Genomic DNA, 24,732 nt, shown 5'->3' on the forward strand with positions numbered 1-24,732 from the left:
TTTTCACCTTCAGGCGAATTTTCTCGCCTGCCGGCGCGGGAAGGCCCGCGGCGCCGTTCGCCGGCGAGCCTTCCTCGTTATGCGCGCCTTACTGACGACGCGACTTGGGCTTGCGCATCGCCTGCACCGGACGACGCTTGTGCTTGTCGCGGCTCCAGCGGTTCTTCTCGTCCGGCGTCAGCTCCGGCACCTTGCGCGCCGGCAGGCCGGCCATGCCGGCGAGGTCGTCGATCTCCTCCTGGGAGAGCTCGACCCACTCACTGGCCTTGGCCCGCTTGTCGAGGAAGATGTTGCCGTAGCGCACGCGCTTGAGGCGGCTGACGGTCAGCCCCTGGGATTCCCACAGGCGGCGCACCTCGCGGTTGCGGCCCTCCATGATCACCACGTGGAACCAGGTGTTGATGCCCTCGCCGCCGAACTCCTGCACGTCGGTGAAGCGTGCCGGTCCGTCGTCGAGCATCACGCCCTCGACCATCGCCGTGACGTGGGACTGCTGCACGTCGCCCATCACGCGCACGGCGTACTCGCGCTCGATCTGGGTCGAGGGATGCATCAGCCGGTTGGCCAGCTCGCCGTCGGTGGTGAACAGCAGCAGGCCGCTGGTGTTGATGTCGAGGCGGCCGATGGCGATCCAGCGCTCGCCCTTGAGGCGCGGCAGGCGGTCGAACACGGTGCGCCGCCCTTCCGGGTCCTTGCGGGTGCACAGCTCGCCTTCCGGCTTGTTGTACATGATCACGCGCCGCGGCACCTCCTCGGCGGCGCGCAGGGTGACCGGGCGATCATCGAGGGCGACCTTGTCGCGGGGCTCGATGCGATCGCCCAGGGTCGCCACCTGGCCGTTGACCTTGACCCGGCCGTCGGCGATGGCCGCTTCCATCTCGCGGCGCGAGCCCATGCCGGCCCGGGCCAGGACCTTCTGCAGTTTCTCGGTGGTGGTGCTCATCAGTCGTCTGTCTCGCTGGTAGTGGATTCCGCCCCCGGGGCAGCGTCATCGTCGACGCGGCCCCGGGCACGTTCGGACAGGCGGGCCTCGAGATCGGCGAAGCTCAGGCCTGTCCGCTCGGACGCCGTCCCGGCGTGGTCATCGTCGGCCGTCCCGGCCGTCGTCTCGCCGGCCGCAGGCGCGGTGGCCTCGGCGGCGGTCGTCTCTTCACGGGTGTCGTCGCGGGTGGCAGTGTCGGTCCGATCGTCCGTTTCCGCCACCTCCTCGTGGGGTTTTTCCCGTTCGTCGCCCTCGTCGACGGGCTCGTCCGCCTGGGCCAGCAGGTCGTGCTGGGGCGGCGGCGGCGTGTCCTCGAGGGTCTGCTCCGCCTCCTCGAAGCCCTTGAGCTCGTGCATCGGCGGCAGCTCGTCGAGGGTCTTGAGGCCGAAGTCGTCGAGGAAGCTGCGGGTGGTGGCATAGACCGCCGGGCGCCCCGGCACGTCACGATGCCCCACCACCCGCACCCAGCCGCGCTCGACCAGGGTGCGCATGATCTGGCCGCTGACGGTGACGCCGCGCACCTCCTCGATGTCGCCGCGGGTCACCGGCTGGCGATAGGCGATCAGCGCCAGGGTCTCCAGCAGCGCCCGGGAGTAGCGCTGCGGGCGCTCGTCCCACAGCCGCGAGACCCAGCTCGAGAGCCGCGGCCGGATGCGCAGCTGGTAGCCCGAGGCGGTTTCCAGCAGCTCCATGGCGCCGCGCTGGTGGCGCGTCTCGAGGCGCCCCAGGGCCTCGCGCAGGGCGCGCCGGGGCGGCAGCTCGTGGTCGTCGAACAGGTTCTCCAGCCGCTCCAGCGAGAGCGGCTCGCCGGCGGCGAGCAGCGCGGCCTCGAGGATCTCGTCCAGGGCATCGGGGATTTCCATGGCGGTCATGGCGACTCGCTCCCTTGGTCGTCGTCATCCGCGAAGGGGCTCTCCCCTTCTGGCTCGTCGTCAGCGTAGGCGTCCTGCGCCTCGTCGTCCTGCGGGCCGCCCCGGGCGCGCACGTGGATCGGCGACAGCGGGGCGTTCTGCACGATCTCGATCATCGACTCCTTGGCCAGCTCGAGGATCGCCATGAAGGTCACCACCACGCCGGCGCGGCCCTCCTCGAGGGTGAACAGCGCCTCGAAGGCGGTGTAGCGCTCGAAGTCGAGCAGTTCCATTATCGCCAGCATGCGCTCCCGGGTGGAGAGCGTCTCGCGGCTGACCTGGTGCGCCTGGTTGAGCTCGGCGCGGCGCAGGATGCCGGCCAGGGCGCCGAGCAGTTCGTCGAGCTCGACGTCGGGATGCACCACCCGGCTCTCCAGCGGCGGCAGCGCCGCCCGGGCCGGGAACCAGTCGCGGCCCAGCCGCGGCAGCTCGGCCAGCGCCTCGGCGGCGTTCTTGAGCCGCTCGTACTCCTGCAGGCGGCGGATCAGCTCGGCGCGCGGATCCTCCTCGTCCTCGTCGCCCCCTTCCTTCGGCGGCTTGGGCAGCAGGGTGCGCGACTTGATCTCGGCCAGCATCGCTGCCATCAGCAGGTACTCGCCGGCCAGCTCGATCTCCATGGCCTTCATCAGCTCCACGTACTCGATGTACTGGTGGGTGATGGCGGCCACGTCGATGGCCAGGATGTCCAGGTTCTGGCGCCGGATCAGGTACAGCAGCAGGTCGAGCGGCCCCTCGAAGGCCTCGAGGAAGACCTTGAGCGCCTCCGGCGGGATATACAGATCCTCCGGCAGCTCGGTGATCGGCTCGTCGAACAGCCGGCCCAGCACCGCGGCGCTCTGGCTGATCGCCTGCTGCTCGGCGTCGCCCGCCCCGGCGCCCTCGGCGACGGTCGGGTCGGCGGGGGACCCCGGGGCGTCGTCGGGTGTCTCGGTGGACGGGGGCGTCTCGCTCACGCGGGGCAGGCCTCCGGTAGCTGGTGGGGCGGCGAATGATCGACCGCACAGTCTACCAAGCGGCGAGGATCAGGGTAAGCCGTGACTCATCCCGCCTCGGCGGCGAGGCGATAGCGGCCGGTGTAGTCGAACAGCTTGCGCCGCACCTGCCAGTGGCGGCCGGCCTTGCGGCCGATCACGAAGTCCGGGGCGCGCAGCCGGTGCTGCTCGGCGACCACCTCCTCCGGCGTGGTCGGCGACCAGCGCGTGCCGGGGGCACGCAGGTGCTCGCGCAGGAAGGCCGCGGCGAAGGCGCCGCGCTGGGCCGGCGTCTCCAGGGCGAACCATTCGGCCAGGGTGGCGCCGTCCTCGTCGTGATAGACGACCTTGAGCCGCGGCAGGCCACGGCCGTTGACGGTGGCCTCGAGCTGCATGCCCGAGACCCGCAGCACCCGGGCATCGCGCAGCTTCAGCGCCTCGCGCAGCTTGTCGTCGGCGTCCACCAGCAGCGCCTCGCAGCCGTGGCAGCGCCGCGCCGCGGTGTCGTTCTCGGCGCCGCACTGATCGCAGACCTTGAAGCGGAAGCGGAAGCTGCACTGCCGCCTCTTGCCGGCGCCCGACGCCGCGCCATCCCCACCCTCTTCCTCCACCAGGCCCTGGCAGCGGCGGCCGAAGTGCTCGATGACGATCTCGCCGTCGAGCCGGCCCCAGAACAGGTTGGCGTGGCCACACTGCGGGCACTCGACCTGCACCGGCTCGGTGTCGCCGGCCGGCTTGGGGCTGCCGACCTCGGGGGCATAGAGATCCCAGGGATTGCCGGCGTAGTCGAGGATCAGGCAGTCGCGCTTGCCCGGCGCCAGGCGCAGGCCGCGCCCGACGATCTGCTGGTAGAGCCCCACCGACTCGGTGGGCCGCAGGATCGCGATCAGGTCCACGTGGGGCGCATCGAAGCCGGTGGTCAGCACCGCCACGTTGACCAGGTACTTGAGCGCGCGGGCCTTAAAGGCGGCGATGATCGCCTCGCGCTCGGCGGCCGGCGTGGCGCCGGTGATCAGCGCCGCCTCGTCGGCGGGCAGATAGCCGAGGACCTCCTCGGCGTGGGCCACGGTGGCGGCGAACAGCATCACCCCGGCGCGCTCGGCGGCGTGGCCGATCACCTCCTCGAGGATCGCCGGCGTCGCCCGATTGCCGGCCGCCACCCGGTTCAGCTCCGCCTCCTGGAACAGGCCGCCGCTGCCGGGCTCGAGGGCCGAGAAGTCGTAGCGCTCGACGGCGGCATCGACCAGCCGCGGCTCGGCCAGATAGCCCTGCTTGACCATCAGCCGCAGCGGCTGCTCGAACACGCAGTCGCGGAAGAAGCAGTCGTCGCCGCCGCGCACCATGCCGTGATAGTGGCGGTGATAGAGGAAGCCCTGGCCCAGCCGGTACGGCGTGGCGGTCAGGCCCAGCACCTTGAGCCGCGGATTGCGCTCGCGCAGGTGGGCGATGACCCGCCGATAGCTGGAATCCTCGTCCAGCGACACCCGGTGGCACTCGTCGATCACCAGCAGCGTGAAGGCATCGTCGTCGAAGCTGTCCAGGTTCCTCACCACCGACTGCACCGAGCCGAACACCACCTGGCGCGCGGTTTCCTTGCGCCCCAGGCCGGCGCTGAAGATATCGGCCTCGAGCCCATAGGCCTGATACTTGGCGTGGTTCTGCTCGACCAGCTCACGCACGTGGGCCAGCACCAGCACCCGGCCGCGGGCCAGGCGGGCCAGCTCGGCGATCACCAGCGACTTGCCGCTGCCGGTGGGCAGCACCACCACGGCGGGGTCGTCGCCGGCGCGGAAGTGCTCGACCACGCGGCTGACCGCCTGCCGCTGGTAGGGGCGCAGGCTGGGCGGGGCGGTTTCGGTCATGACGGGCCTCTCGACGATGAAGGCGCCATCTTAACGAGCGCGCCGCAACGCGTCAGCGCAAACGTCGTTGCAGCGTGAGACTTGACCACGCCAGGCTCTGCCATGCTATCTATGAGGCACATCATCGCCCCGATTCGACACAGGAGAGTCGCCCATGCAAGTGAAGACCAGTCCCGAGTGCCCGAAGTGCGGCAGCCGCGTCAAGCGCCTGCCGCCGGGGCGTCAGGACCAGTATCACGTCTACTGCGACGACTGCGGTCACGACTTCGGCCGCTATGACTACCTGCAGGCCCAGTTCCGCCACCTGCTCGACGACGTGGAGGCGCACCTGAAGGAGAACGAGGAGTCGGACGACAAGGCGTCCTGACGCGATATCTCGCCTGGCAATGAAGACGCCCGGGCCAGTGGCCCGGGCGTCTTGCGTCTAGCGGCGGGACATCAGCCCAGCCAGCGACGGGCGTTGCGGAACAGGCGCATCCAGGCGCCGTCCTGGGTCCACTCGGCCGGGCGCCAGGAGTTGGTCACCGCGCGCACCACGCGCTCCGGGTGCGGCATCATGGCGGTGACGCGGCCGTCGGGCGTGGTCAGGCCGGTGATGCCGGAGGGCGAGCCGTTGGGGTTGGCCGGATAGCGGGTGGTCACCTGGCCGTAGTTGTCCACGTAGCGCAGCGCCACCTGGCTGGAGCCCTGCATGCCGCGCAGGTGCGCGCTGTCGCGGAACTCGGCGCGGCCCTCGCCGTGGGCCACGGCGATCGGCAGCAGCGAGCCTTCCATGCCGGAGAGCAGGATCGACGGGCTCTCCTCGACGCGCACCATGGCCACGCGGGCCTCGAACTGCTCGGACTCGTTGCGCACGAAGCGCGGCCAGGCCTCGGCGCCGGGGATCAGCTCCTTGAGCTGGGACAGCATCTGGCAGCCGTTGCACACGCCCAGGGCGAAGCTGTCGTCGCGGCCGAAGAAGCCGGCGAACTGCTCGCGGGCGCGCTCGTTGAACAGCACCGACTTGGCCCAGCCGCCGCCGGCGCCCAGCACGTCGCCGTAGGAGAAGCCGCCGCAGGCCACCAGGCCCTTGAACTCCTCCAGGCCGACGCGCCCCTCGAGGATATCGCTCATGTGCACGTCGACGGCCTCGAAGCCGGCGTTGTCGAACGACCAGGCCATCTCCAGGTGGCCGTTGACGCCCTGCTCGCGCAGCACCGCCACCGCCGGCCTGGCGGTGTTCACGAACGGCGCGGCGATGTCCTCGTCGACATCGAAGCTCGGCTGGGCGGAGAGGCCCGGGTCGCGGCCGTCGAGCAGGCCGTCGAACTCGCTCTTGGCGCACTCGGCGTTGTCGCGCAGCGACTGCATGCGATAGCTGGTCTCGCTCCAGGTGCGCTGGGCCAGCAGCCGGGTGGTCTCGAGCAGCGGCTCCTCGAACAGGGTCACGCGGACCTGGTCGTCGTAGCGCGGCCGGGCGATCACGCCGCAGCTCTCGAGGCCGGCGCCGGCGAACTGCGCCAGCACTTCCTCGGTGTGCTCGCGCGGCACCTGGATCACCGCGCCGAGCTCCTCGGCGAACAGCGCGTTGAAGGCATCGGCGGGCTCGTCGATCAGCCAGTCGAGCTTGATCTCGAGGCCGGCGTGGGCGGCGAAGGCCATCTCCAGCAGGGTCACCAGCAGGCCGCCATCGCTGCGGTCGTGGTAGGCCAAGAGCTTGCCGTCGGCGTTGAGGCCCTGGATCACGGTGAAGAACGCCTTGAGGTCCTCGGGGTCGTCCAGGTCCGGGCACTCGTCGCCGACCTGGCCGTAGACCTGGGCCAGCGCCGAGCCGCCGAGGCGGTTCTGGCCGCCGCCGAGATCGATCAGGATCAGGTCGGACTCGTCCTGGGTCAGGTCGATCTGCGGGGTCAGCGTCTTCATGGCGTCGGTGACCGGGGCGAAGCCGGTGCTCACCAGGGTCAGCGGCGAGGTGATGCTCTTCTCCTCGCCCTCCTCGTCCTGCCAGGCGGTGCGCATGGACATGGAGTCCTTGCCCACCGGCACGGCGATGCCCAGCGCCGGGCACAGCTCCATGCCCACGGCGTGAACGGCGTCATACAGCGCCTGGTTCTCGCCCGGGTGGCTGGCCGCACTCATCCAGTTGGCGGAGAGCTTGATGTCGCCGAGCTTGGCGATCGGCGCGGCGGCCAGGTTGGTGATGGTCTCGGCCACCGCCAGGCGAGCACTGGCCGCCGGATCGATCAGCGCCACCGGCGGACGCTCGCCCATGGCCATGGCTTCGCCGGCATGGGTATCGAAGGTGGCGGTGGTCACCGCCACGTCGGCGACCGGCACCTGCCACGGGCCGACCATCTGGTCGCGGGCCACCTGGCCGGTGATCGAGCGGTCGCCGATGGTGATCAGGAAGTTCTTGGAGGCCACGGTGGGCAGGCGCAGCACCCGGTCCATGGCCTCGCGCAGGTCGAGGTTGTCGAGCATGATGCCCGGCATCTCGCGGCTCTCGCGGCGGAACTCGCGGGTCATCTTGGGCGGCTTGCCGAACAGCACGCTCATCGGCAGGTCGACCGGCCTGGTGTCGAAGTGGCCGTCGCGGACCTCCAGATGATGCGCCTCGGTGGCCTCGCCGACCACGGCGTAGGGGCAGCGCTCGCGCTGGCACAGGGCATCGAAGGCGGCGAGGTTCTCCGGGGCCACGGCGAGCACGTAGCGCTCCTGGGCCTCGTTGCACCAGATCTCCAGCGGGCTCATGCCCGGCTCGGCGTTGGGCACCTCGCGCAGCTCGAAGCGGCCGCCGCGGTCGCCGTCCTTGACCAGCTCCGGCAGGGCGTTGGACAGGCCGCCGGCGCCCACGTCGTGGATGAAGCAGATCGGGTTGTCGTCGCCCAGCGACCAGCAGCGGTCGATCACTTCCTGCACGCGACGCTCGATCTCGGGGTTGTCGCGCTGCACGGAGGCGAAGTCCAGGTCGGCGCTGGAGGCACCGGAGGCCATGGAGGAGGCCGCGCCGCCGCCTAGGCCGATCAGCATCGACGGCCCGCCCATCACGATCAGCTTGCCGCCGACCGGGATCTCGCCCTTCTGGACGTGGTCCTCGCGGATGTTGCCGTAGCCGCCGGCGATCATGATCGGCTTGTGGAAGCCGCGACGCTCGACGCCGTTGGCGCCCATGGCGTCCTGCTCGTAGCTGCGGAAGTAGCCGGTCAGGTTGGGGCGGCCGAACTCGTTGTTGAAGGCGGCGCCGCCGATCGGCCCCTCGAGCATGATCTCGAGGGCGTTGACGATGCGCTCGGGCTTGCCGTAATCGAAGGCCTCCCAGGGCTGCACGAACTCGGGGATGCGCAGGTTGGAGACGGTGAAGCCGGTCAGGCCCGCCTTGGGCTTGCCGCCGATGCCGGTGGCGCCCTCGTCGCGGATCTCGCCGCCGGCGCCGGTGGCCGCGCCCGGGTGCGGCGCGATGGCCGTCGGGTGGTTGTGGGTCTCCACCTTCATCAGGATGTTGACCGGCTCCTGATGGGCGGCGTAGACGGCGCGCTCGGCGGCGTCGCCGGTCAGCGGCGCGGCGAAGAAGCGGCCGGCCCGGCTGCCGCGGATCACCGCGGCGTTGTCGCTGTAGGCCGAGAGGATGTCGTCCGGCGAGGCTTCAAAGGTGTTCTTGATCATCTTGAACAGCGAGCGCGGCTGCGCCTCGCCATCCACCACCCAGTCGGCGTTGAAGATCTTGTGGCGGCAGTGCTCGGAGTTGGCCTGGGCGAACATCATCAGCTCGACGTCGGCCGGGTTGCGGCCCAGGCCCTCGAAGGCCTCGCACAGGTAGTCGATCTCGTCCTCGGCCAGCGCCAGGCCCAGTTCGACGTTGGCCTCCTCCAGCGCCGGGCGGCCGCCGCCGAGGATGTCCACCTGACCGAGCGGCGCCGGCTCGTGGTGGGCGAACAGCCTGGCGGCATCGGAGGCGTCGAACAGCACCGTCTCGGTCATGCGGTCGTGGAGCGCCGCGAGCACCGCCTCATAGGCCTCCTCGGAGAGCTCGCCGGCGAAGCGCACCCGGTAGGCGATGCCGCGCTCGAGGCGACGGATCTGGCTCAGGCCGCAGTTGCGGGCGATGTCGGTGGCCTTCGAGGACCAGGGCGACTGGGTGCCGATGCGGGGTACCACCAGGAACAGGCGCCCCTCGCCAAGGTCGCCGGTATCGTGGGCCGGGCCGTAGTCGAGCAGGCGCTCGAGCAGGCGGCGGTCGTCGTCCTCCAGCTCGCCGTCGTGGTCGACGAAGTGCACGTAGTCGGCGCCGAGCGCCTCGACCTGTGGAGCCACGGCGTGCAGCGCTTCGAGCAGCTTGGCATGACGGAAGGCGGAGAGGGCGGGCGCGCCACGCAGTTCGAGCATATCCTGGGGCCTCTGAAACAAGCAGAATGCAGTAAAGACGGGGCCGCGGCCGGCGGCAATGAGCGCACATGATACTGGAAAGCGCGGGCGGCGAGAAATCGGCGTGGATGACAGCTTCCGAGGCGCTGGGTAAGGTGACATCACCCATCGCATCCCGACATCACTATGCTGGCATCCTTGCTCGACCATCTGCGCCGGCGGCGGCGCCACTACGCGACCCTGTGCGCGCTGCTGGGGCTCGGCCTGATCACCGATCGCCCCCACCGCGCCTCCGAGGCTCAGCTCGAGGACGTGCGGGCGCGTGACTTCCTCAACATCCAGACCCGCAACACCCCCACGACCTACTACGAGGGCCGTCAGGGGCCGACCGGCTTCGAATACGAGCTGATGCGCCGCTTCGCCGACTATCTGGGCGTCAGCCTCAACCTGGATGCCGATCACAACATCGCCGAGGCCCTCGAGGCGGTGCGCCGCGAGGGCGATCTCGGCGCCGCCGCCCTGCCGCTGGACCCGACCCGCGACGGGCTGATGTACAGCCGGCCGATCATGCCGCTGCAGCCGCTGCTGGTGTATCGGCGCGGCCTGCCGCCGCCCGCCGAGATCGCCGACCTCGAGGGGCTTTCGATCGGCACCCTGAGCAATACCGGCACCGATCGGGTGATGCGCGAACTGCAGGCCGAGCACCCCTGGCTGGGCTGGCAGGAGGCCGATGATATCGAGGTCTCGGCGCTGCTCGGCCGGGTGAGCGACGGCACCCTGGACGCCGCCGTGGTCTTCGAGCGCCAGTTCCGCCTCAACCGGCTGTTCTTCCCCGAGGTGGAGGACGGGTTCCGGCTGGGGCGCCCGCTGTCGCTGGCCTGGGCCTTCCCCAGCGAGCGCGGGCTCGGCCTGCTGCGCGAGGCCAACCGTTTCCTCGCGACGCTGCAGGACAGCGGCCTGCTGGCCCGCCTCGAGACCCGCTACCTGGGCCGCGACGACTATCTGGAGTACGTCGGCGCACGGACCTTCATCGGCCATGTCCACGAACGGCTGCCCGAGTACGACACGCTGTTCCGCGAGGCCGCCCGGCAAAGCGGCTTCGACTGGAAGCTGCTGGCCGCGGTGGGCTACCAGGAATCCCACTGGCGCCCTCAGGCCACCTCCCCCACTGGGGTGCGCGGCCTGATGATGCTGACCAACGCCACCGCCGCCGAGATGAACGTGTCGAACCGGCTCGACCCGGCTCAGAGCATCGACGGCGGCGCGCGCTACCTGCGCTCGCTAAAGGATCGGCTGCCCGAGTCGATAACCGGGGAGGACCGCTTGTTCATGGCCCTGGCCGCCTACAACGTGGGCCTGGGCCACCTCTACGACGCCCGCCGCATCGCCGAGACGCGCGGCGGCGATCCCGATGCCTGGGAAGACGTGCGCGATGCCTTGCCCCTGCTGCAGGAACGCGAATGGTTCAGCAAGACCCGCTACGGCTATGCCAGGGGCGGCGAGCCGGTCATCTACGTTCGCAACATTCGCCGCTACCACGAGATCCTCACCTATGTGGACCGTAGCCGTCAGCAGTTTCATCGCCTCAGCGCCCGCCACCCCCTGCCCGCGGACGACACCCGCTTCAACCGCGTGCCGCCGAGCGGCTGAGGGCCGTTCATGAAACACCGGCTCGGCGCCCTGCCGCTGTCCGCCGTCGCCCCGCTGGTGGCGCTGGCCGGCCTGCTGCCGGCCGCTTCTCCCGGCACCGGCGCGAACCTGATTCTCATCGGCCTGACCGCCGCCGGCCAGCTGGCCTGGCATCTGCGGCGCCTGCGCCTGGTGCGGCTGGCGGCGTGGCCGGCGCTGGCCTGGCTCGCCCTCGGCCTGTGCAGCTACCTGCTGCCGGAGGACTGGGTCTCCCAGGCCGGCTGGAACCGCTGGGCGGAACATCTGGTCGCGGGCAGTCACGTGGACGACTGGCGCCCTCCGCTGCTGACGCTGATGTGCCTGAGCCTGCTCAATCTCAGCCTGCTGACCCGCACCCGGGCCAACCTCGGCGCCCCGCTGCTGATGGGCACCGCCGGCCTGGCGCTGCTCGCCCAGCTGCTCATGCCGCATCCGTCTCCGGGGCCGCTGGCCCTGAGCGCCGGCGGTGCCATGCTGGCCGCTCAGGCCTGCCTGCTGCTCGCCCAGCTGGTCGATAGCCTCGGCGGCTGGCGCACCTCGCGCCACAGCATCCTGCGCGCCCTGTGGCCCTCGCTGCTGCTGGCGGCGCTGACGCTGACGCTGTGGTATCAACAGCATCAGGCCACCGAGCGTCGGCAGCAGCAGGAGATCGCCGATCTGGGACAGCGGCTGGCGCATCGGCTGTCGGCCGAGATCGACGACCATCTGGCCGCCATGCGCCGCTTCGCCGCCTCGTGGCACTGGATGAACGGCCCGCCATCGGCCGACCAGTGGGCCTACCAGGCCGAGCTGTATCACCGCGACTTCCCGTATCTGCTCAACATCGCCTTCATCGACCCGCAGAGCCGCATCCTGCGCGTCCACCCGCCCCCCGACAACACGGCGCTGCTCGGCACCCGGCTGTTCGAGGCCCAGCCGGAGGGACGCGAGGTGCTGGAGAGGGCCCTGCACGGCGGCGTGATCGGGCAGACCGGCGTCATCGAGCTGCTGCAGGGCCAGCCCGGCATGATCCACTACCTGCCGGTGACCCGGGCCCGCGACGGCCGTATCCGGGGAGCGGTGGGCGTGGTGATCGGCCTGCGTGACCTGGCGGACACCCTGTTCCGCCAGGTCACGCCCGACACCGCCGCCCTGACGCTGCTCGACGGCGAGCGGCTGCTCGCCTACCAGGGGCCCGCCCGGCGGACCGGCCCCTGGCATCATGCGGCGCCGCTGATGCTCGACGAGCTATCGCTGACGCTGGTCACCCGCCCCGGCCTCGATACCCTGCTGGCCCGGCGCTCACGCCTGCCCGTGGTCACGCTGGCGGTCGGGCTGACGCTGGCCTATCTGCTCTACCTCGCCCTGTTCGCCCGCCGTCATCTCCAGAGGCAGCACCACGAGACTCGCCGCTCCAATCGCGAGCTGCGCCGCGAGGTCCGCAACCGCGCCCGGCTGCAGCGGGAAGTCGAGTGGCTCGCCACCCACGACGAGCTCACCCGGCTGCCCAACCGTCGCCGCTTCATGCAGGTGCTGGAGGAGCATGCCGGCATCCGCCCGCTGAGCGTGCTGCTGTGCGATATCGATCACTTCAAGCTGATCAACGACCGCCTCGGCCACCTGGTGGGCGATCGCTACCTGGCCGAGCTGGGCCGCCTGGGGCAGGAGGCGTTCGACGCCGTGGGCGGCACCTTCGCCCGGTTCGGCGGCGAGGAGTTCGTGGCCTGCCTGCCCGGCTCGAGCGTGGAAGACGCGGAAGCGGCGGCGAGACGCCTGCAGGAAGCCCTCGCCGAGGCTCGGCTGCCCCACCAGGACGGCGCGCCGCTGACGCTGAGCATCGGCATCGCCACCCTGGAAGAGGGGGCGCTGGAGCCCGACGAGCTGCTGCAGGCCGCCGACGACGCGCTCTACCGGGCCAAGTCGCTGGGGCGCGACCGGATCGAGCTCGCCGCCGGGCCACACGACCCGTCGAGCTGACGCACCGCGGGCTCAGCGATCGTCGGAGGCGGCCGAGCGACGCTCGGCGAAGAAGGCCTTCAGCAGCTTCGAGACCCGGGCGGCCAGCACGCCGCCCTCCACCGCCACCCGGTGGTTGTACCAGGGCTGGGCGAACAGGTTGGCCTTCGATTCGACCATGCCGGTGCGCGGTTCGGCGGCGCCGTAGACCACCCGCGCCAGCCGCGCGTGGATGATCGCCCCGGTACACATCAGGCAGGGTTCCAGGGTCACGAACAGGGTGCAGCCGTCGAGACGGTAGTTGCCGAGGCGCGCCCCGGCATCGCGCAGGGCGCGGATCTCGGCGTGGGCGCTGGGATCGTGGCCGGCCACCGGCGCGTTGTAGCCACGGCCCACGATCTCGCCTTCGGCGTCCACCACCACCGCGCCCACCGGCACCTCGCCGGCCTCCCCGGCCAGCCGCGCCTGCTCGAGGGCGCGATGCATGTAGAACTCGTCACTGCGCATGGCCGCCGACTCCCGTAGACTACTGACAATGAAACATTCGTATGACTGCCCGGCATGTGCGGATGCCGTGGCCCATGGAGGATACCCGGAATGAGCGACGCCCTGAACGATCTGGTCGACCTGCTGCGCCTCGAGCCCCTGGAAGAAAACCTGTTCCGCGGCCGCAGCCAGGACCTGGGCCTGCCCCAGCTGTTCGGCGGCCAGGTCCTCGGCCAGGCGCTCTCCGCCGCCACCCACACGGTGGATGACAGCCGGCGGGTGCACTCGCTGCACGGCTATTTCCTGCGCCCCGGCGACGCCAGCCGCCCGGTGGTCTATCAGGTCGACGCGGTGCGCGACGGCCGCAGCTTCACCACCCGCCGCATCACCGCCATCCAGAAGGGCCGGCCGATCTTCTTCTGCAGCGCCTCCTTCCACGGCCAGGACCACGGCCTCGACCACCAGCCGACGATGCCCGAGGTGCCCTCCCCGGATGCGCTCGACCGGGCCAACCTGCACGAGCGCTTTCCCGGCCATCCCATCGAGTTCTGCCACGTCGAGGAGGACGCCGTTCCCGGTCGTCCGGCGCGCAAGCGGCTGTGGTTCCGCCTCGCCGGCGAGCTGCCGGACGATCCGGCGCTGCACCGCTACCTGCTCGCCTACAGCTCGGATTTCCACCTGCTGACCACCGCGCTGGTGCCCCACGGCAAGCGCTTCGGCGACCCCGACCTGCGCATCGCCAGCCTCGACCACTCGCTGTGGTTCCATCGCGACGTCAGGGTCAACGACTGGCTGCTCTACGACATGGACAGCCCCTGGGCCGGCGGCGCCCGCGCCTTCACTCGCGGCAGCATCTACGACCGCCAGGGCCGCCTGGTCGCCTCCAGCACTCAGGAAGGCCTGACCCGGCTGGATGAGTGAACGCCCGCGCCGCCCTCAGTCGGCAGGATTGTCACGAGCGTAGGCCGCCAGCAGCGTGCGCTCCGACTGTGACAGATACTGCTCGAGCAGCGTCGCCGCCTGCGCCGGATCGCCGCCCTCGAAGGCCTCCAGGACGTGCAGGTTCCGCTCGACGTAGGGACCGTGAAGCCACTCCTGGTCGCTCAGCATGCCGAAGGCCAAGCGCAGCTCCGCCGAAACCTGGCGGAAGAAGGCATCCAGCCGCGGGCTGTCGGCCAGCGACACGATCGCGGCATGAAAGGCCATGTTGGACGATCCCACCGCCTGCCAGTCCTGCCGCTCGCGGCCGTCACGGGCCTGCTCGATGGCCGTGCGCATCCGCTGCCCCGCCGGATGGCCCGGCACGGCCTCCCTCAGCGCCTGACACTCGATAAAGCGCCGTAGCCGATAGATGTCGACCAGCGAGGCCAGGCTCGGCGTGGTCACGAAGACGCCACGGTTGGGGCGATGCGTCACCAGCCCCTCGTGCGCCAGACCGCGAAACGCCTCGCGCAGCGTATTGCGTGACACGCCCAGCCGCTCCCCCAGGGCGCTCTCGGACAGCCGCTGCCCCGGCACCAGCTCGCCCTCCACCAGCAGGCGACGTATCTCGTCGCCGACGGTTTCTCCCAGCGCCCGGCCCCTGCCCTCTACTCCTTGCCTGTTCATGCCTGCCCGTCCCGATCGTCGCCTTTGCCGCTCATGTTCGCGGTTACGCCCCCATACGACAAGCTCGCACGACGCACCCTCTTGGCGCATTGCCCCCGGATGTCGCCCCAACATGAGACACAAGTCGCATATCCCGTCATGGACAACATCTCTATTGTTGAACAATCACACCAACCATAGGCTACAAAACAAAGAAATCGTCGGAACATGGCATGCAACTTGCCTCGACGAGCCATAACAATCCCCATCCTGGAGTTCCTCTACATGGCTAGTGCAACCGATGCCGGGTTCGTCCGCTCCCGGCGGGCCTCGCTGATCGGCGCCATCTTCCTGATGGCCACCTCCGCCGTCGGCCCCGGCTTCATCACCCAGACCGCCACCTTCACCTCGCTGATGGGGGCCGCCTTCGCCTTCGGCATCCTGGCCTCGATCGTGATCGACCTGGTCGTGCAGCTGAACATCTGGCGGGTGGTCACCGTCACCGGCCTGCGCGCACCGGAAGTCGCCCATGCCGCGCTGCCCGGCAGCGGCTACCTGCTCGCGGTGCTGATCATCGTGAGCGGCCTGACCTTCAACGTCGGCAACATCGCCGGCGCCGGGCTCGGGCTCAACGCCCTGATGGGGCTCGATACCCAGTGGGGCGGCCTGATCAGCGCGCTGGTCGCGGTGGGCATCTTCTCGTCGCGCCGTGCCGGCATCGCCATCGACCGCATCATCATCGTGCTTGGGGTAGTGATGCTGGCCATGACGGTGTTCGTGGCGCTGGCCTCCCAGCCGCCGATCGGCGAGGCCCTGCGCCAGACCGTGCTGCCGGACACCATCAACTTCGCCACCATCACCACCATCGTGGGCGGCACCGTCGGCGGTTACATCACCTATGCCGGGGCGCACCGCATCCTGGACCGCGGCCTGGGCGGCGCGGAGAACGTCGAGACCGTCTCCCGGGCGGCCCTGCGCGGCATCCTGGTCACCGGCGTGATGCGCTACATCCTGTTCCTGGCCATCCTCGGCGTGGTCGCCAGCGGCGTGATCATCGACGTCTCCGGGCAGAACGCCAACCCGGCGGCCCAGGCCTTTCAAGCGGCGGCGGGCGAGCTCGGCCTGCGCGCCTTCGGCCTGATCCTGTGGGCCGCCGGCATCACCAGCGTCATCGGCGCCTCCTATACCTGCATGACCTTCCTGAGCGCCTTCCGCCCGAGCATCGGCGAGCCGGCGCGCAATCGCGCCACCCTGGTGTTCATCGGCGCCTCGCTGCTCGTCTTCCTGTCGCTGGGCACGCCGCCAGCCGCCCTGCTGATCTTCGCCGGCGGCTTCAACGGCCTGGTCCTGCCGATCGGCCTGACGCTCTTCCTGTACGTGGCCTGGCGTCGCAGCGACCTCATGCACGGCCACCGCTACCCGCGCTGGCTGCTGGTCTCCGGTACCGCGGTCTGCGCCCTGACCTGGTACATGGGCTATCAGTCCATCGGCCCCATCTTCGCCTTCCTGTCGCCGGCGACCTGATCGAGGAGTCCGCATATGTCCCGCATCGACCTGAACAGCGATCTCGGCGAGAGCTTCGGCCAGTGGCGCATGGGTGACGACGACGCCATGCTGGGCCTGGTCACCAGCGCCAACATCGCCTGCGGCTTCCATGCCGGCGACCCCGCCGGCATGGCCCGCACCCTGGCCGCCGCCGCCGAGCGCGGCGTGACCGTCGGCGCCCACGTCAGCTACCCGGACCTGGTCGGCTTCGGCCGCCGCCCGATGGAGATCGCCAGCGACGAGCTGCGCGCCGATGTGATCTACCAGATCGGCGCCCTGCAGGGCATGGCCGGCGCGGCCGGTACCGCCGTGCGCTACGTCAAGCCGCACGGCGCGCTCTATCACGCCATCGCTCACGACCGTCGCCAGGCCGAGGCGGTGATCGAGGCCATCCAGGCCGCCGATGCCTCCCTGGTACTGATGACGCTGGCCGGCTCGCCGCTGAACGACTGGGCCCGGGACGCCGGCCTCGCCACCGCCGCCGAGGCCTTCGCCGACCGCGCCTACCATCGCGACGGCCGGCTGGTCTCGCGCCGCGAGGCCGGCGCGGTGCTGCACGATGTCGATCTCGTCGCCGAACGCATGCTGCGCCTGGTCCGGCATGGCACGCTCGAAAGCGTGGAAGGCGACGAGGTCGCCATCGCCGCCGACTCCATCTGCGTGCATGGCGACAGCCCCGGCGCGATCGCCATGGCCCAGGCCGTGCGTGAGCGCCTGCTCGCCGCCGGCGTAAACCTGCATGCCTTCGTCGGAACCGGTTCCGCAACGTCCCGGGAGCCAGCATGAGAATTCTTCCCGTCAACCAGCGCGCCCTGCTGGTCGAGCTCGACGACCTGGCGCAGACGCTCGGGCTCCACGAGCGCCTTCAGCAAGCGCCGATCGCCGGGGTCACCACGCTGGTGCCCGCCGCACGCACGCTGCTGGTGCACTTCGCGCCAGAGCGCATCACGGCCGCCGAGCTGACCCGGGGCCTGCTCGCCCAGCCGCCGAGCGGCGGCGACCATCGCCGGGGCGAGCGGATCGAGATTCCCGTGCACTACGCCGGCGAGGACCTCGATGACGTCGCACGGCTGCTGGACCTCACCACCGACGAGGTGATCCGGCGCCACGGCGAGCACGACTATCGCGTCGCCTTCTGCGGTTTCGCCCCGGGCTTCGCCTATCTCGCGGGCGGTGCCGGCTTCGACGTGCCGCGCCGCCCCACGCCCCGCACCCGGATTCCCGCCGGCGCCGTGGCACTGGCCGGCACCTTCAGCGGCATCTACCCGACGGCCAGCCCCGGCGGCTGGCAGCTGATCGGCACCACGCCGCTGGAGATGTGGGACGTCGAGCGCACGCCGGCGGCCCTGCTGCAGCCCGGCATGCGGGTCCGCTTCATCGCCACCGACGCCCCGCCCGAGCGCACCAGCGTGCCCGCGCCCGACATCGACACGCCCGCTCGCGACACCTCCCGCGCCGACGGCGGCGCCCTCCCTGTGCCGATGCTGGAGGTCATCCAGCCCGGCCTCCAGACCCTGTTCCAGGACCTCGGCCGCCCGGGGCAGACCGACCAGGGCGTCTCCACGGCCGGCGCCATGGACCAGGGCGCCCTGCGCGCCGCCAACCGACGCGTCGGCAACCCCTCGGATGCCGCCGCCCTCGAGATCGCACTCGGCGGGCTCAGGCTGCGCTGCCATCGCCCCGTGCTGATCGGCCTGGCCGGCGCGCCGCTGGCGGTATCGATCCGCACCGCGACCGGCGAGACGCAACTCCCCGCCGGCGACCGGCCCATCGAGCTGGCCGCCGGCGACGTCCTGACGCTGGGCACGCCGAGCGCCGGCCTGCGCAGCTATCTCGCCCTGCGTGGCGGCTTCGAGGTCGCCCCGGTGCTCGGCAGCCGCGCCACCGACACCCTGGCCAAGCTGGGGCCCGCACCACTGGCCCGCGGCGACCAGCTGCGGGCGGCCGACCTGCCGGTCACGGCGCTGTCCCTCGAGCCTTCCCCCAGCAGGGAGCTGCCGCGGCCCGGCCAGACGGTGACGCTGGATGTGGTCATGGGCCCGCGCAGCGACTGGTTCACGGCCCGGGGCCGGGAGATGCTCTGCGCCCAGCACTGGCGGGTCACCCCGCAGTCGGACCGCGTCGGCCTGCGCCTGGAGGGCGAGCAAGCGCTCGAGCGCGCCGACGACGCCGAGCTGCCCAGCGAAGGCACGGTCACCGGCGCCATCCAGGTGCCCGCCAGCGGGCAGCCGGTGCTGTTCCTGGCCGACCATCCTCTGACGGGCGGCTACCCGGTGATCGCCTGCGTGGCTGACCATCACCTGGACCTGGCGGGGCAGATTCCTGCCGATGCCCATATCCGCTTCAACCCGATCACCGACTTTTCACCGCTCGGCGGCGAGGCCTCCTCATGAACACTCCCCACCACCATCACGCCATCTCCGACACCCACATCGCGCATCGGCCCATCCGCAGGGTGCTGATCGCCAACCGTGGCGAAATCGCGGTGCGCGTCATTCACGCCTGCCGCGACTACGGCGCCGCCTCGGTGGCCGTCTATGCCGACGGCGACCTCGACGCCATGCACGTGCGCCTGGCCGACGAGGCCTTCGCGCTGGGCGGCGAGCGCCCGGGCGAGAGCTATCTGTCGATCGACAAACTGCTGGATGCGGCCCATCGCGCCGGCGTCGATGCCGTGCATCCCGGCTACGGCTTCCTCTCGGAGCGGGCCGACTTCGCGCGCGCCGTCGAGGCCGCCGGGCTGGTGTGGATCGGCCCGAACCCCGAGACCATCGAGGCTCTCGGCGACAAGGTCGAGGCGCGCCGGCTGGCGCTGGAAGCCGGCGCCCCGCTGGTGCAGGGCACCCAGGATCCGGTGGAAAGCGCCGAGGAGGTAGTGGCCTTCGCCGAGCAGCATGGCCTTCCGATCGCCATCAAGGCCGCCTTCGGCGGCGGCGGGCGCGGGCTCAAGGTCGCCTGGCGCATGGACGAGGTCGCCGAGCTCTATCACTCGGCGGTGCGCGAGGCCGAGGCCGCCTTCGGACGCGGCGAGTGCTTCGTCGAGCAGTTCCTCGACCGCCCCCGTCATATCGAGGCCCAGGTGCTGGGCGATCGTCACGGCACGGTCGTGGTGGTCGGCACTCGCGACTGCTCGCTGCAGCGGCGCAATCAGAAGCTGGTCGAGGAGGCGCCGGCGCCGCACCTGAGCGATGAGCAGCGCGACGAGATCCATCGCGCCGCCCGCGACATCTGCGCCAGGGCCGGCTACGTGGGCGCCGGCACGGTCGAGTTCCTGCTCGGCAGCGACGGCACCCTGTCGTTCCTCGAGGTCAACACCCGGCTGCAGGTCGAGCATCCCGTTACCGAGGAGACCGCCGGCGTCGACCTGGTCCTCGAACAGCTGCGCATCGCCGAGGGGCTGCCGCTATCCTTCAGCGAGTCGCCCGCGCCGCGCGGCCACAGCTTCGAGTTCCGCATCAACGCCGAGGACGCGGCCAAGGGCTTCCTGCCCACCCCGGGGCGCATCGCCACCTTCCGTGCCCCCGGCGGGGCCGGCGTGCGGCTCGACACCGGCGTCGAAGGCGGCGACAGCGTCTCCGGCCACTTCGATTCGCTGATGGCCAAGCTGATCGTCACCGGCGCCACCCGCGAGCAGGCCATCGCCCGCGCCCGCCGGGCGCTGGCGCAGTTCGAGATCGAGGGCGTCGCCTCGGTACTGCCCTTCCACCGCGCCGTCATGGCACACCCGGACTTCACCGGCGAGGACGCCTTCCGTGTGCATACGCGCTGGATCGAGACCGACTTCGACGACGCCCTGGAGTGGGCGCCCCGCCAGCCGCCGGCCAGCGAGCCCGGCATGCTGCACGCCATGATCGACATCGACGGCAAGCGCCATCGCATCGGCCTGCCCACCGGCCTGCTTCAGGGGCTCTCGCTCGGCGGAGAAGCGGTCGCCGGCCAGGACACCGCGGACGCCGACGAAGGCGGTATCAGCGCGCCGATCAGCGGCACGCTGCTGGCCTGGCAGGTCGAGGATGGACACTCGGTCAAGGAGGGCCAGGTCGTCGCCATCATGGAGGCGATGAAGATGGAGACCCAGATCGTCGCCGGCCGCGACGGCACGCTCGTCATCGAGGCCCAGGCCGGCAGCACGCTCGCCGCCGGCGACACGCTCGGACGGATCACCCCGGCCTGACGGCACCTCACCGGCACCTGGCTGACACTCGCGCCAGCACCAACGCAAAAACGGCCACTGCGAACAATCGCAAGTGGCCGTTTTTCATGGTCTTTCTGGTGCCGGCGAGTGGACTCGAACCACCGACCTACGCATTACGAGTGCGTTGCTCTACCAGCTGAGCTACGCCGGCGTGCCGGGCATCATACGACCCGACACGCCGCGCTGCCAAGAGGCCTCAGCGCCCGACGCTGGCCGCCAGCAGGGTGCCCTCCGGCGGCGGCAAAGTGCGCCCGCCATCGTCTCGAATGGAAAGATCCGGCAGCACGCTCGACAGGCAGACGAACAGACGCCCGCCGGGTCGGCGGCCACGCCGGGTTTCACGATCGATCATCTGGCTTGCATCCCCTCACGGCACGAGTCGTCCTCCCTGACGCGTCGGAAGGTTATCGGCCAGGATGGGAGAGGCTCGAGCGGGGCGCCGCGTCCGGGGGGAGTCCCTGCATCGGGGATGGACGTTCGGCGAGATACGGCAGAACAGGAGCGGGAACGAGGGAAAGGTGGCCGGCACCCGGCGTCCGCGAGGTCGCGGACCGCCAGGATCAGGTGCCGGTCGAACCCTGCGCCTTAGATGTAGGCGTAGGCCATGCGGTTCTGGAAGTTGCGATAGGCGTTCTCGGTCATCACTTCCAGTACGCGGTAGGCACGCTTGCCGAAGCGCTTGGCCAGGGAAGGACGGGCAGTGGCAGTCGTCATGGTGTGACTCCTTGCGTCGATGGATGACGATAAAACTATACCTTAGTCTAACGACTTTAGTCTAAAAACCTTGCCCGTCACGGTCCCGCCGAGTGCCACAACGCCCCGCGACGCCTGGCCTAGCGCGTCTTCGGGACCTGCTTCCTTTCCTCGCGCCGCGCGAAGCCGCGATGCAGCACGTTATAGGCGACGGCGCCGATCACCACGCCCCAGAAGGCCGAGCCGAGCCCCAGGAAGCTGACGCCGGAGGCCGTGGCCAGGAAGGTGATCACCGAGGCCTCGAGATGCTCCTTGCGCGCGGCGAAGTCGCTGAGGTTGCTGGCGATGGCGCCGATCAGCGCCAACCCGGCCAGCACCGCCACGAACTCCCCGGGCAGCGAGGTGAACAGCAGCACGATGGTGCCGGCGAAGGTGCCGCCGATCAGATAGAACAGGCCGTTGGCGATCCCCGCCACGTAGCGCTTGTCGCGGTCCGGGTGCGCCTCCTCACCGGTGCAGATCGCCGCGGTGATCGCCGCGATCGCCGTGGTGATGCCGCCGAAGCAGGCGGTGGCCAGCGACGTCAGGCCGGCCACGGTGACGATCGGCCGGGCCGGGGTGTTGTAGCCGGAGGTACGCAGGATGGCCATGCCCGGCAGGAACTGCCCGGTCAGGCTGACCAGCACCAGCGGGATCGCCAGGCCGAGGGTGCCCTGCCAGGTCCACTCGGGCGCGATGAAGGTCGGCGAGGCCAGCTGCACGCTGACGCCATCCAGGCTCGCGCCTTCCAGGGCCACGGCCAGGCCGACGCCGACGATCAGCAGCCACACCAGGCAATAGCGCGGCGTCAGGCGCTTGAACACCAGATAGGCCAGCAGCATGCCGATCATCAGCGCCGGCACCGTGGCCAGCGACTCGAAGACGCCGACCCCGAACTGGAACAGGATGCCGGCCATCATGGCGCTGGCGATGCCGGCCGGAATGAGCTGGATGATGCGATCGAAGGAGCCGCTCACGCCGATCACGAAGATCACCGCCGCCGCGGTGAGATAGGCGCCCACCGCCTCGTTGAGCGAGAGCTCCGGAAACAGCGTCACCAGCAGCGCCGTGCCCGGCGCCGACCAGGCGGTCACCACCGGCACGCGCAGCCACAGGCTGAGCCCGATGCCGGACACGGCGGCGCCGATCGAGATCGCCCACACCCAGGAGGTCATCATCGCCGGCGAGACATCGGCGCTCTGGGCGGCCTGGAAGAAGATGGCCAGCGGGCCGGCATAGGAGATCAGCACCGCCACGAAACCGGCGGTGACGGCGGGAATCGACCAGTCCTTGAAGCGTCGCATGGCGAGTTCCTTGGCGAGATCCGGGCGGAGACGCCGAGCCGGCGCCACCGCGAGAGAAAAAAGGCCCGTGCGCTGCCAGGCAGCCACGGACCAACGGAGAAGACGGTATCGCGAAGCGGGCCCGGTGTCAGGCGCTGGGCTCGTGGGCGTCCCGGCGAATGAACTCGAAGTCCTCGGTCTCGAACACCCACGAGATGAACACGCCCAGCACCCGGGCCCAGAAGGAGGCGCCGATGTCGAGGCTCTGCAGCCCCTCACCGGTGATGCGCGAGGCCAACGCCATCCTCGAGGTACTGGTGGAAAACCGCCGCAGCGGCCGCTATCCGTGAGAGGCTTCAGCGCACCTTGACCCTCATCAACTCGTTCCAGCGGGTGGTGTAGCGCGCGGTACGATGCTCGCAACGCAGCGGCCAGGCGGCGTGCTCGCCGGGCACGCCGAAGCGCACGGTGTCGCGGCCCATGCGGCCGTTGAGGCGATCGAGGGTGGCCATCAGCGCCTCGCCGCGCCGCCGCTCGGGGCCGTCGCCGGCCTGCAGCAGCGACAGCTGATGACGCTCGGCGTCGACCAGGTCGAGCAGCATCACCCCGCACTTCTGATAGCGCACGCCGTCGAGGAAGATCGCCGCCAGGCCGCGCTGGGCGGCGGCGATCAGCTCCCGGGTGTCGTCGCTGGGGCCGGGCAGTGCCACCACCTGGCCGTTGCGGTACTGGCGCTCGCCGAGCCGGTGCGGGTCGCTGCGCACGAACACCAGCACCGCGCAGGCGCGGCTGCCCTGGCGGCGCAGCTTCTCGGCGGCCCGGGCGCCGTGCTGGCGAATCGCCGCCCGTAGTTCGGCCTGCTCGCCGGTCAACCGGCCGAAGGAGCGCGACACCATGATCCGCTGGCGCGGCTCGGTGACGTCCTCCAGGGCGATGGCCGGCCGGCCGCGCAGCTCCCAGACCAGCCGCTCCATCACCACCGAGAAGGTGCGCCGGATCTGCTTGGGATCGGCCTGGCGCAGCTGCCAGGCGGTGTGGATGTCCTGCAGCGCCAGCCGCTCGGCGCTGCGCCGGGCGATGCCCCACAGCGCGTGCACCGGCAGCGCCTCGAGCACACGCCGGGTCTCGGGCGCGTCGGCCTCGAGGCGGCAGACGCCGCCCAGTGCGGGGTGCGTCTTGGCGACGCGATTGGCGGTCTTGGCCAGCACCCGGGTCGGCGCCAGCCCCACGCAGGTCGGGATGCCGGTATCGCGCAGCACCCGCCCGCGCACCCGATGGCCCCAGGCCTCGAGGTCGTCGGGCTCATGGCCGTCGAGGCCGACGAAGCTCTCGTCGATGGAATAGGTCTCGATCGCCGGCGAAAACTCGCCCAGCACCCGGTTCACGCGCCGGCTCATGTCGCCGTAGAGGGCGTAGTTGCTGGACAGCAGCGTCATCCGGCGACGCTGCGCGGGCGGAATCTGGTGCGCCGGCATGCCCATCGCCACGCCCAGCGCCTTGAGCTCCGCCGAGCGCGCCACCACGCAGCCATCGTTGTTGGAGAGCACGCCCACCGCCCGGCCCTCCAGGCGCGGGTCGAAGACCCGCTCGCAGCTGACGTAGAAGTTGTTGCTGTCGACCAGGGCGATCACGGTGCCGCCCCCGGCAGGGCGTGCAGCACATGGGTGACCACCCCCCACACGTGGCACTCGCGGCCGGCCAGCGGGATCGGCGCGAAGCGCGGATTGCTGGCCTCCAGCACCAGGGCGTCGCCGCGCCGAACCAGCCGCTTGACCGTGGGCTCGCCGTCCACGGCGATGATCACCACCCGCCCGGGCCGCGGCTCCAGGCTGCGGTCCACCACCAGCAGGTCGCGGTCATGAATGCCGTCGCCGAGCATCGAGTCGCCCTCGGCGCGCACGAAGAAGGTCGACGCCGGGCGACGCACCACGTGGGCGTGCAGGTCGAGCTCCACGTCCAGATGATCGTCGGCGGGGCTCGGGAAACCGGCTCGCACCCGGCATCCCAGCAACGGCTGCGCCGATCCGGCACGGCCTGTCCCGACGGCGATCGACGCTCCTGATAGCGGCATGGCAGCCTCCTTCTGATACTGTATTTATAAACAGTATCAAGCGACACCCTCGAAGTGGCAAGTCGAATGCCCCGTCCCCGAGACGCCACTTGACGCCCGTGCGGCTACCTACCTATACCCAGATATCCCCAGGCGTCCCGTCGAGCCCCCTCGGCCTCCGCCC

At 70.6% G+C, this 24,732-nt stretch carries 21 protein-coding genes and 1 tRNA gene; 8 read left to right on the forward strand and 14 right to left on the reverse strand.

The window, feature by feature from the left end:
- Nucleotides 1-88: 88 nt before the first annotated feature.
- From rluB to FIU88_RS14230, 4 genes are all read right to left on the reverse strand, one after another.
- Nucleotides 89-943, reverse strand: a complete 855-nt coding sequence (gene rluB / locus FIU88_RS14215; protein ID WP_016853607.1) for a 23S rRNA pseudouridine(2605) synthase RluB — start codon at nucleotides 941-943, stop codon at nucleotides 89-91.
- Nucleotides 943-1,854, reverse strand: a complete 912-nt coding sequence (scpB, locus tag FIU88_RS14220) for an SMC-Scp complex subunit ScpB (protein ID WP_016853606.1) — start codon at nucleotides 1,852-1,854, stop codon at nucleotides 943-945. Before scpB ends, rluB begins: the two co-directional genes overlap by 1 nt.
- Entirely contained in the window at nucleotides 1,851-2,738 is an 888-nt protein-coding gene (locus FIU88_RS14225) for a ScpA family protein (protein ID WP_051008796.1), read from the reverse strand. Before FIU88_RS14225 ends, scpB begins: the two co-directional genes overlap by 4 nt.
- Before the next feature lie 194 nt (nucleotides 2,739-2,932).
- Nucleotides 2,933-4,726 carry a DEAD/DEAH box helicase gene (locus FIU88_RS14230; RefSeq protein ID WP_152479652.1) on the reverse strand — a complete coding sequence of 598 codons (1,794 nt, stop codon included), beginning with the start codon at nucleotides 4,724-4,726 and terminating at the stop codon, nucleotides 2,933-2,935.
- A gap of 154 nt (nucleotides 4,727-4,880) precedes the next feature.
- Between FIU88_RS14230 and FIU88_RS14235 the strand changes: the two genes are divergently transcribed.
- The gene (locus tag FIU88_RS14235; RefSeq protein ID WP_016853603.1) at nucleotides 4,881-5,093 is read left to right on the forward strand and encodes a hypothetical protein; all 213 of its coding nucleotides are present in this window, start codon (nucleotides 4,881-4,883) and stop codon (nucleotides 5,091-5,093) included.
- A gap of 71 nt (nucleotides 5,094-5,164) precedes the next feature.
- Here the strand turns inward: FIU88_RS14235 and purL are convergent, their stop codons facing one another.
- Entirely contained in the window at nucleotides 5,165-9,088 is a 3,924-nt protein-coding gene (purL, locus tag FIU88_RS14240) for a phosphoribosylformylglycinamidine synthase (RefSeq protein WP_016853602.1), read from the reverse strand.
- Between the two features lie 165 nt (nucleotides 9,089-9,253).
- Here purL and mltF point away from each other — a divergent pair, with 165 nt between their 5' ends.
- Complete coding sequence (gene mltF / locus FIU88_RS14245) at nucleotides 9,254-10,717, forward strand: membrane-bound lytic murein transglycosylase MltF (protein ID WP_152479653.1); 1,464 nt, start codon at nucleotides 9,254-9,256, stop codon at nucleotides 10,715-10,717.
- A 9-nt stretch (nucleotides 10,718-10,726) separates the two neighbouring features.
- The gene (locus FIU88_RS14250) at nucleotides 10,727-12,691 is read left to right on the forward strand and encodes a diguanylate cyclase (protein ID WP_152479654.1); all 1,965 of its coding nucleotides are present in this window, start codon (nucleotides 10,727-10,729) and stop codon (nucleotides 12,689-12,691) included.
- A gap of 12 nt (nucleotides 12,692-12,703) precedes the next feature.
- Here FIU88_RS14250 and tadA read toward each other — a convergent pair whose 3' ends face one another.
- Nucleotides 12,704-13,177 carry a tRNA adenosine(34) deaminase TadA gene (gene tadA / locus FIU88_RS14255; protein WP_016853599.1) on the reverse strand — a complete coding sequence of 158 codons (474 nt, stop codon included), beginning with the start codon at nucleotides 13,175-13,177 and terminating at the stop codon, nucleotides 12,704-12,706.
- Between the two features lie 90 nt (nucleotides 13,178-13,267).
- Here tadA and FIU88_RS14260 point away from each other — a divergent pair, with 90 nt between their 5' ends.
- Nucleotides 13,268-14,077 carry an acyl-CoA thioesterase II gene (locus FIU88_RS14260; protein WP_152479655.1) on the forward strand — a complete coding sequence of 270 codons (810 nt, stop codon included), beginning with the start codon at nucleotides 13,268-13,270 and terminating at the stop codon, nucleotides 14,075-14,077.
- A gap of 15 nt (nucleotides 14,078-14,092) precedes the next feature.
- On the opposite strand, the gene FIU88_RS14265 is transcribed toward FIU88_RS14260, so the two are convergent.
- Complete coding sequence (locus tag FIU88_RS14265) at nucleotides 14,093-14,764, reverse strand: GntR family transcriptional regulator (protein WP_016853597.1); 672 nt, start codon at nucleotides 14,762-14,764, stop codon at nucleotides 14,093-14,095.
- Between the two features lie 264 nt (nucleotides 14,765-15,028).
- Between FIU88_RS14265 and FIU88_RS14270 the strand changes: the two genes are divergently transcribed.
- From FIU88_RS14270 to FIU88_RS14285, 4 genes are read left to right on the forward strand one after another with little or no spacing between them, the layout of a single operon-like run.
- On the forward strand, nucleotides 15,029-16,267 hold the full coding sequence (locus FIU88_RS14270; protein ID WP_152479656.1) for an NRAMP family divalent metal transporter: 1,239 nt from the start codon (nucleotides 15,029-15,031) through the stop codon (nucleotides 16,265-16,267).
- A 15-nt stretch (nucleotides 16,268-16,282) separates the two neighbouring features.
- Nucleotides 16,283-17,074 (forward strand): LamB/YcsF family protein, encoded by a 792-nt coding sequence (locus FIU88_RS14275; RefSeq protein WP_152479657.1) that lies wholly within the window; start codon nucleotides 16,283-16,285, stop codon nucleotides 17,072-17,074.
- Nucleotides 17,071-18,681, forward strand: a complete 1,611-nt coding sequence (locus FIU88_RS14280) for an urea amidolyase family protein (RefSeq protein WP_152479658.1) — start codon at nucleotides 17,071-17,073, stop codon at nucleotides 18,679-18,681. The genes FIU88_RS14275 and FIU88_RS14280 overlap by 4 nt, the downstream gene beginning before the upstream one ends.
- The gene (locus tag FIU88_RS14285; protein WP_216647278.1) at nucleotides 18,678-20,462 is read left to right on the forward strand and encodes a biotin carboxylase N-terminal domain-containing protein; all 1,785 of its coding nucleotides are present in this window, start codon (nucleotides 18,678-18,680) and stop codon (nucleotides 20,460-20,462) included. The genes FIU88_RS14280 and FIU88_RS14285 overlap by 4 nt, the downstream gene beginning before the upstream one ends.
- Before the next feature lie 96 nt (nucleotides 20,463-20,558).
- Here FIU88_RS14285 and FIU88_RS14290 read toward each other — a convergent pair.
- The 7 genes from FIU88_RS14290 to FIU88_RS14305 all read right to left on the reverse strand — a co-directional run bounded on the left by FIU88_RS14290 (nucleotide 20,559) and on the right by FIU88_RS14305 (nucleotide 24,569).
- A tRNA-Thr gene (locus tag FIU88_RS14290) sits at nucleotides 20,559-20,634 on the reverse strand.
- A gap of 45 nt (nucleotides 20,635-20,679) precedes the next feature.
- Nucleotides 20,680-20,835, reverse strand: coding sequence for a hypothetical protein (locus FIU88_RS19205; RefSeq protein ID WP_172977723.1), 156 nt, complete (start codon nucleotides 20,833-20,835; stop codon nucleotides 20,680-20,682).
- Nucleotides 20,836-21,068: 233 nt separating this feature from the next.
- Nucleotides 21,069-21,197 (reverse strand): hypothetical protein, encoded by a 129-nt coding sequence (locus tag FIU88_RS19530; protein ID WP_016853592.1) that lies wholly within the window; start codon nucleotides 21,195-21,197, stop codon nucleotides 21,069-21,071.
- 119 nt (nucleotides 21,198-21,316) lie between these two features.
- Nucleotides 21,317-22,606: a benzoate/H(+) symporter BenE family transporter gene (locus FIU88_RS14295; protein ID WP_367613879.1), complete on the reverse strand. Its 1,290-nt coding sequence runs from the start codon at nucleotides 22,604-22,606 to the stop codon at nucleotides 21,317-21,319.
- A gap of 40 nt (nucleotides 22,607-22,646) precedes the next feature.
- Nucleotides 22,647-22,796 carry a hypothetical protein gene (locus tag FIU88_RS19210; RefSeq protein ID WP_172977623.1) on the reverse strand — a complete coding sequence of 50 codons (150 nt, stop codon included), beginning with the start codon at nucleotides 22,794-22,796 and terminating at the stop codon, nucleotides 22,647-22,649.
- A gap of 58 nt (nucleotides 22,797-22,854) precedes the next feature.
- Nucleotides 22,855-24,129 carry a Y-family DNA polymerase gene (locus tag FIU88_RS14300; protein ID WP_152479660.1) on the reverse strand — a complete coding sequence of 425 codons (1,275 nt, stop codon included), beginning with the start codon at nucleotides 24,127-24,129 and terminating at the stop codon, nucleotides 22,855-22,857.
- Nucleotides 24,126-24,569: a LexA family transcriptional regulator gene (locus FIU88_RS14305; protein ID WP_152479661.1), complete on the reverse strand. Its 444-nt coding sequence runs from the start codon at nucleotides 24,567-24,569 to the stop codon at nucleotides 24,126-24,128. Before FIU88_RS14305 ends, FIU88_RS14300 begins: the two co-directional genes overlap by 4 nt.
- Between the last annotated feature and the right edge of the window lie 163 nt (nucleotides 24,570-24,732).

This window comes from Halomonas sp. THAF12, assembly GCF_009363675.1.
Classification (GTDB): Bacteria; Pseudomonadota; Gammaproteobacteria; order Pseudomonadales; family Halomonadaceae; genus Halomonas; species Halomonas smyrnensis.

Coding starts and splice junctions, on each gene's coding strand:
- rluB (WP_016853607.1), bottom strand. CDS start 943: ATGAGCACCACCACCGAGAAACTGCAGAAGGTCCTGGCCCGGGCCGGC.
- scpB (WP_016853606.1), bottom strand. CDS start 1,854: ATGACCGCCATGGAAATCCCCGATGCCCTGGACGAGATCCTCGAGGCC.
- FIU88_RS14230 (WP_152479652.1), bottom strand. CDS start 4,726: ATGACCGAAACCGCCCCGCCCAGCCTGCGCCCCTACCAGCGGCAGGCG.
- FIU88_RS14235 (WP_016853603.1), top strand. CDS start 4,881: ATGCAAGTGAAGACCAGTCCCGAGTGCCCGAAGTGCGGCAGCCGCGTC.
- purL (WP_016853602.1), bottom strand. CDS start 9,088: ATGCTCGAACTGCGTGGCGCGCCCGCCCTCTCCGCCTTCCGTCATGCC.
- mltF (WP_152479653.1), top strand. CDS start 9,254: ATGCTGGCATCCTTGCTCGACCATCTGCGCCGGCGGCGGCGCCACTAC.
- FIU88_RS14250 (WP_152479654.1), top strand. CDS start 10,727: ATGAAACACCGGCTCGGCGCCCTGCCGCTGTCCGCCGTCGCCCCGCTG.
- tadA (WP_016853599.1), bottom strand. CDS start 13,177: ATGCGCAGTGACGAGTTCTACATGCATCGCGCCCTCGAGCAGGCGCGG.
- FIU88_RS14260 (WP_152479655.1), top strand. CDS start 13,268: ATGAGCGACGCCCTGAACGATCTGGTCGACCTGCTGCGCCTCGAGCCC.
- FIU88_RS14265 (WP_016853597.1), bottom strand. CDS start 14,764: ATGAACAGGCAAGGAGTAGAGGGCAGGGGCCGGGCGCTGGGAGAAACC.
- FIU88_RS14270 (WP_152479656.1), top strand. CDS start 15,029: ATGGCTAGTGCAACCGATGCCGGGTTCGTCCGCTCCCGGCGGGCCTCG.
- FIU88_RS14275 (WP_152479657.1), top strand. CDS start 16,283: ATGTCCCGCATCGACCTGAACAGCGATCTCGGCGAGAGCTTCGGCCAG.
- FIU88_RS14280 (WP_152479658.1), top strand. CDS start 17,071: ATGAGAATTCTTCCCGTCAACCAGCGCGCCCTGCTGGTCGAGCTCGAC.
- FIU88_RS14285 (WP_216647278.1), top strand. CDS start 18,678: ATGAACACTCCCCACCACCATCACGCCATCTCCGACACCCACATCGCG.
- FIU88_RS19205 (WP_172977723.1), bottom strand. CDS start 20,835: ATGATCGATCGTGAAACCCGGCGTGGCCGCCGACCCGGCGGGCGTCTG.
- FIU88_RS19530 (WP_016853592.1), bottom strand. CDS start 21,197: ATGACGACTGCCACTGCCCGTCCTTCCCTGGCCAAGCGCTTCGGCAAG.
- FIU88_RS14305 (WP_152479661.1), bottom strand. CDS start 24,569: ATGCCGCTATCAGGAGCGTCGATCGCCGTCGGGACAGGCCGTGCCGGA.